Here is a 6,096-nt window from a genome sequence, read left to right as displayed (position 1 = left end):
CTGCGGTCAGCGTCGTCTTGCCGTGGTCAACATGCCCAATCGTGCCGATGTTGACGTGCGGCTTATTACGCTCAAACTTTTCCTTTGCCATTCCTCAGGCGCCCTTTTGCGATTTGGGGGACCCTTGGTCCCGGGTTACTATCTGCGCGCGCGAGATATTTGGTTCAAAGGGGAAAATCAAGCACATCCTGAGGGAAATGCGCTTATCCCGCCGGATTTTGCGTAACCTCGGTGGAATCGAGGGGCTGGATCAGGTCTGGCCGTTTTTCGAACCAACCTTTGTCTTCATGTTCTTCAGCCAGCCACTCTTCTACCCGGTCGGCAATTTTCAATGACAGACCGGCCATTTGTTCCTCTTTGGTGCGCTCGTGCCCCGACCCTTTCAGCGCACTGCCTCCGGTCGTGTCTTCCAGCACCTGGAACTGCTTTCCCTTGGCCAGAAACTTTTCTTTCTTCACGTCATAGACGTTGACCAACACAATCGCGGTGCTTTTGGGATTGTAGATGATCGGGATTCCCGGAGGCGCCAGCATGTAGCCTTCCAGGCTGATCCCGATGTCGTATTCCTGCGTGCCTTCATAACGGCCCAGACGAATATCGACCGCATTCTGGATGGCCTTCGTCCATTCGTCGGGCGTTGCGTCGCGCGACACTGGCCCTTGCACGGCCTTGTCAGCGAAGGCGTAGTTGACCCGCAGCTTGAATTCCCCCAGTGACTCGGGCGGTTCATAAACCTGTGTCTGGGTGCAAGCGCCCATCAGGGCCAATCCGGTGATCAGGGTCAGAATGCGCAACATATCTCGTCTCGATAGGCCTGTTTTTCTTTGGTCTAGCGCACCGATACGGGTTGTGCCAAGCCGTATCGGTGGATTTCTACCGCAACCGGGGCCGGATCACGAAAACTTATAGTCCCGCGGGAAACCATAGGGCGCTTTTTTCCCTACGCTGGCGCGCTTGGACAGCCATTGGGACATATCTGCCTCATGCCGGGTCTTGTCGCCCCCCATGGACCATTTCAGGCCTTCCTCCCAGTTGAAGGTGGTGATGTCAGACAGACCGCCATCCAGCTCCAGCGTCCCCTGCCGCCCGCGTGCCATATTGTATTTTTGCAGGCGCACGCCCTTGCCGCGGGTCATTTCGGGCAATTCCTCGATCGGGAAGACAAGGAACTTGCCGTTCTGGGACACGATTGCAACGTGGTCGCCCTCGACCGGTATACAGATCACTGCTGTTTCGTTGTCCTTGACGTTCAGCACCTGCTTGCCGTTTCGCGTCTGCGCCAGCACGTCATCTTCGGGCACCATAAACCCGTTGCCCGCATCCGAAGCCACCAGCAGCTTGCGCCCCGGCTTGTGGATCAAGATATCGATGATCCGAGCCTCGTTCGGCAGGTCGACCATCAGGCGCAGGGGTTCGCCCATGCCCCGCCCGCCAGGCAGGTTGGCCGCGCTGACAGTATAGAACCGCCCGTTCGAAGCGAAGACCAGCAACCGGTCGGTCGTTTCCGCATGGAAGATAAAGCGCGGCCCGTCGCCATCCTTGAACTTCAATTCACGGGTCAGGTCGATATGACCGGTCATGGCGCGAATCCAGCCCATCTGAGAGCAAACGACCGTGATTGGTTCGCGGTCGATCATCGCCTCAAGCGGCACTTCTTCGACCTCGCCCGCTTCGGCGAACCGCGTGCGGCGTGCGCCGCCTTCGTAATCTTTGCCAAAGGTCTTTTTCGTCTCTTTCAACTGCTCAGCAATCCTGGCCCATTGCAGGCCTTCGTCGGCCAGCAGGTCTTCGAGGTTGGCGCGTTCCAGCATCAACTCATCACGTTCGCGGACCAGCTCCATCTCTTCCAGACGACGCAAGCTGCGCAGGCGCATGTTGAGAATCGCGTCAACCTGAACCTCGGACAACTCGCCCTCGCCCGGTTTGGGTGAGACATAGTCGGCCTCGCTGGTGGCGCGGATATGGTCGATCCCCCAATCCTCGCGCATAAGCGCGGCTTTGGGGTCGTCGTCATAGCGGATGATGTCGATCACACGGTCGAGGTTCAGGAAGGCAACGATAAAGCCCTCCAACACTTCCAGCCGGTGGTCGATCTTGGCCATGCGGTGGCGCGAGCGGCGGATCAGCACCTCTTGCCGGTGATCAAGGAAAGCGCGCAGCACTTCCTTCATCGAGCAGACTTTGGGCGTCACCCCGTCAATCAGCACGTTCATGTTCAGGCTGAACCGCACCTCTAGGTCCGAGTTGCGATAAAGCATGCCCATCAGCACTTCAGGGTCCACGTTCTTGGAGCGCGGCTCGAGGATCAGGCGGATGTCATCGGCGGATTCGTCGCGTACATCGGCAAGGATCGGGATTTTCTTGGTCTGGATTAGCTCGGCGATCTTCTCGATCAGCTTGGACTTCTGAACCTGATAGGGAATCTCGGTGACGATGATCTGCCATTGGCCGCGCCCCAGATCCTCAACCTCGTATTTGCAGCGCAGCCGGAACGAACCACGACCGGTGCGATAGGCTTGCGCGATGTTCTCGGGCGGCTCGACAATCACGCCTCCGGTTGGGAAGTCAGGGCCGGGCACGTAGTTCAACAGGGTGTCGTCGCGCGCGTCCGGCGTCTTGATCAGATGCAGACAAGCGTCGCAGAGTTCCGAGATGTTGTGCGGCGGGATATTCGTCGCCATCCCCACCGCGATACCACTTGCGCCATTGGCCAGCAGGTTCGGGAACTGTGCGGGCAGCACGACCGGTTCGGTCAGGGTGCCGTCGTAATTGTCGCGGAAATCAACGGCGTCTTCGTTCAACCCTTCCAGCAGCGCCTCTGCCACGATGGTCATCCGCGCTTCGGTATAGCGCGAGGCCGCCGGGTTATCGCCGTCGATATTGCCGAAATTCCCCTGCCCGTCGACCAGCGGATAGCGGACGTTGAAATCCTGTGCCAGACGCGCCATCGCGTCGTAAATCGCGGCGTCGCCGTGCGGGTGGTAGTTGCCCATCACGTCGCCGGAAATCTTGGCAGACTTCCGGAAACCTCCGGTCGCACTGAGTCGCAACTCTCTCATCGCGTAGAGGATTCGGCGGTGAACCGGCTTCAACCCGTCCCGCGCATCGGGCAGCGCCCGGTGCATGATGGTGGACAGCGCATAGGTCAGATACCGCTCACCAATCGCGCGGCGCAGCGGTTCCGCCACCTCGCCCCCACCTGTGGGGGCCTGCATGTTGGGGTCATCGATCGTATCGTTCATATATGATGTGATACGACGCAAGTGCGCCTTGGTAAAGCGAACAGCACATAAATTGCTGGGGAAAAGTCGTGCTTTTTGCAACAGGGGGAGACACCGTGTTGTTTTCCCCCATTTTTCGACTCGTCACCCAAAATATGCTAAGATCTCACCAATTGATTTGCTGCCTTTTGTTGATGTTACGATTGCCTTGGGGGAAGCGCCATGACGCGCCTGATACTTGTTACCTTTGCCGCGCTCGGCTGGACCTTTTACGTGATGAGCGGTGGCCCTGATTTTGAACCGCGCGGCGTGCGCCCTGCCAAACCGGAACGCGTGGCCGTAGTGGCCGAACCGGTTGCCCCGGTCGTTGAACTTGCACCTGTCGAAGATTTGGTCACCCGTGCCGCCGTCAAACCCGCACTGGTGGTTCCACCTGTTGCCGAGGCGGTAACCCAGTTGGGTGAGACCGAAACAAAGGCCCTCCTCTCGCAGGTCGCGGCTGGCCTGAAAGCCAATCCCTCGCTGTTTCAAGACGAAAGCGTGACCCTGACTCTGGCATCACTGGAACAGGGTGTGACCGCACTGGAGCAGGTGGTCACCGACGCCGAGTTGCCCGCAGTCGAACTGCCCTCGCCTGCCGAGGCCCAGACCGACATCCGCGAGATTTCGGGCACCCGGGTCAATCTGCGCGATGGCCCCGGCACGATCTATCCCATCATCGGCAAGGCCGCGCTTGGCCAAAGGGTCGAGGTCCTGAGCGATTCCGGCACCGGCTGGCTGCGCCTGCGCGTGTTGCCCGCGCAACAGGTTGGGTGGATTTCAGCATCACTTGTCCGGAAAACATCAAACTGACGCCCGGACGTCATTGCCCTGCTGCAAACCCCGCCCTAGCTTTTGGCGGAGTTCAGCTTCGGAAGGCACATGCAGAAATCGATTCTTATTACGGGATGCTCGTCGGGCATTGGGCTGGACGCAGCACACGGAATGCGTGCGCGAGGCTGGCGTGTGTTTGCATCCTGCCGACAGCAGCGCGACTGTGACCGCCTGCGCGCGCAAGGGTTTGAAAGCCCAAGAATCGACTATACAGACCGCGACAGCATTTCCTCGGGATTGTCATATGTACTTGAGGCAACGGACGGAACACTGGACGCACTGTTCAACAACGGCGCGCACGGGCTGCCCGGTGCGGTTGAAGACGTCCCGACAGACGCTCTGCGTCATATCTTTGAAACCAATGTCTTTGGATGGCACGAGCTGACCCGACAGGTTATTCCCGTCATGCGGGAACAGGGTCACGGCCGGATCGTGCAATGTTCCTCGGTACTTGGTCTTGTTGCCTTCCCCTGGCGCGGCGCATATGTGGCCACCAAATACGCCATCGAAGGGCTGACCGACACCTTACGGCTGGAGCTGCGGGATACAGACATTCAGGTCGTTTTGATCGAGCCCGGCCCGATCACCTCAAAGCTCAGGGAAAAGGCAATCCCGGTGTTCGAAAAATACATCGACTGGGAGAACTCGGCCCTGCGGGAAAAATACGAAGGTTCGCTGCTGAAGCGACTATACGAAAACAGTGCGCCTGACCGGTTCGAACTGCCCGCCTCTGCTGTCACCGACAAGCTGGCCCATGCGGTCGAGGCGCGCCGCCCCAAACCACGCTACTATGTGACCACCCCGACATATGTCGCAGGGGTTCTGCGCCGGATTCTGCCCACAAAAGCCACGGACCGCATCCTTTCGGATATCTGAGACGTTATTTCCCGTTCGCTTTTCGGCGCCTTGACGCTAGATGGGGATAATCGAAAAAACCGGACGGTGACTTTAAATGGACCCTTTAATGGTCATTCTGCTTCTGGCCATGGCGGCGGTTGTCGTTGTGTTAGCCCTGGGCATCGCGAATTTCGGCAAAAGCGGCATGGAAGCAGCTAAGAAAAGCAACAAGATGATGCGCCTGCGTATCCTCTTTCAGTTCATCGCCGTTATTTTGATCGTGCTATACGTCTATCTACGCGGGCAAGGGGTACAGTAATGGTTGTGCTCAACAAAATCTACACGCGCACCGGCGACGATGGCAAAACCGCTCTGGGCAATGGCGAGCGTGTGGCAAAGTATTCGGGCCGCGTTGCCGCCTACGGAACAGTGGACGAGCTGAATTCTTTTGTTGGCGTGGCCCGTACCGAGGCCGAAGGCGAAGTCGATGCCGCCTTGTCGCGGATTCAGAACGACCTGTTTGATCTTGGCGCTGATTTCTGCCGTCCTGAAATGGAGAAGGATGCCGAAGCGGACTATCCACCGCTGCGAATCGTATCCGCTCAGATCGACCGGCTGGAAGCCGAAATTGACATCATGAACGAAACACTGGAACCGCTGCGCAGCTTCATCCTGCCGGGCGGTTCGCGGCTGGCCGCGCATTTGCACGTGTGCCGCACCGTATCGCGTCGCGCCGAGCGGTTGGCGGTCGAGTTGACGAATATGGAACCGGTTAACGATGTGGCCGTCAAATACCTCAACCGGCTAAGTGACTGGTTTTTCGTCGCGGCCCGGTGCGCAAATAACGATGGCAAGGACGACGTGCTGTGGGTTCCCGGCGCAAACCGCTGAATATTTCCCTGAAAATAAGTGCAATGCGGGCAACAATCTTGCGTGCCTCAAGGTAAAAAACTGCAAAACGCGACGTCCCGACGCGACGACGTGACGATTTTGCTCTGTTTTGCGGGTGCAGCAGACGTTATCAAGTCCGACGAGAGCATTGGTGGAGTCGCCTTCGCGGCTTGCCGTTTTTTGAGGAGAAAGCGCTACAATGAAGGTACTGGTACCTGTCAAACGCGTGATTGACTACAATGTGAAGGTCCGCGTGAAAGCGGACGGTAGCGGT

General features: G+C 58.3%; 7 protein-coding genes. 4 read left to right on the top strand and 3 right to left on the bottom strand.

From position 1 onward, the window contains the following. From ACR0LL_RS20780 to ACR0LL_RS20770, 3 genes are all read right to left on the bottom strand, one after another. Positions 1–91 (bottom strand): GTP-binding protein (locus tag ACR0LL_RS20780; protein WP_036223564.1); only part of this gene is annotated, 91 nt, incomplete at its 3' end. Positions 92–203: 112 nt separating this feature from the next. Then, complete coding sequence (locus ACR0LL_RS20775) at positions 204–797, bottom strand: hypothetical protein (protein ID WP_480589189.1); 594 nt, start codon at positions 795–797, stop codon at positions 204–206. Between the two features lie 96 nt (positions 798–893). Further along, entirely contained in the window at positions 894–3,242 is a 2,349-nt protein-coding gene (locus ACR0LL_RS20770; protein WP_267364212.1) for a DNA topoisomerase IV subunit A, read from the bottom strand. Between the two features lie 201 nt (positions 3,243–3,443). Between ACR0LL_RS20770 and ACR0LL_RS20765 the strand changes: the two genes are divergently transcribed. From ACR0LL_RS20765 to ACR0LL_RS20750, 4 genes are all read left to right on the top strand, one after another. Continuing rightward, complete coding sequence (locus ACR0LL_RS20765; RefSeq protein WP_480589187.1) at positions 3,444–4,073, top strand: SH3 domain-containing protein; 630 nt, start codon at positions 3,444–3,446, stop codon at positions 4,071–4,073. A 69-nt stretch (positions 4,074–4,142) separates the two neighbouring features. Continuing rightward, on the top strand, positions 4,143–4,970 hold the full coding sequence (locus ACR0LL_RS20760) for an SDR family NAD(P)-dependent oxidoreductase (RefSeq protein WP_480589185.1): 828 nt from the start codon (positions 4,143–4,145) through the stop codon (positions 4,968–4,970). 76 nt (positions 4,971–5,046) lie between these two features. Further along, entirely contained in the window at positions 5,047–5,250 is a 204-nt protein-coding gene (locus tag ACR0LL_RS20755) for a twin transmembrane helix small protein (RefSeq protein ID WP_209506337.1), read from the top strand. Beyond that, complete coding sequence (locus ACR0LL_RS20750; protein WP_267364209.1) at positions 5,250–5,822, top strand: cob(I)yrinic acid a,c-diamide adenosyltransferase; 573 nt, start codon at positions 5,250–5,252, stop codon at positions 5,820–5,822. The genes ACR0LL_RS20755 and ACR0LL_RS20750 overlap by 1 nt, the downstream gene beginning before the upstream one ends. Positions 5,823–6,096 lie beyond the last annotated feature (274 nt).

The sequence above is a fragment of the Ruegeria sp. AI2 genome, from assembly GCF_056541275.1.
The sequence above is the reverse complement of the archived record's forward strand: the minus strand, read 5'-3'. Positions and strand labels throughout refer to the sequence as shown.

Coding starts and splice junctions, on each gene's coding strand:
- ACR0LL_RS20770 (WP_267364212.1), bottom strand. CDS start 3,242: ATGAACGATACGATCGATGACCCCAACATGCAGGCCCCCACAGGTGGG.
- ACR0LL_RS20765 (WP_480589187.1), top strand. CDS start 3,444: ATGACGCGCCTGATACTTGTTACCTTTGCCGCGCTCGGCTGGACCTTT.
- ACR0LL_RS20755 (WP_209506337.1), top strand. CDS start 5,047: ATGGACCCTTTAATGGTCATTCTGCTTCTGGCCATGGCGGCGGTTGTC.
- ACR0LL_RS20775 (WP_480589189.1), bottom strand. CDS start 797: ATGTTGCGCATTCTGACCCTGATCACCGGATTGGCCCTGATGGGCGCT.
- ACR0LL_RS20760 (WP_480589185.1), top strand. CDS start 4,143: ATGCAGAAATCGATTCTTATTACGGGATGCTCGTCGGGCATTGGGCTG.
- ACR0LL_RS20750 (WP_267364209.1), top strand. CDS start 5,250: ATGGTTGTGCTCAACAAAATCTACACGCGCACCGGCGACGATGGCAAA.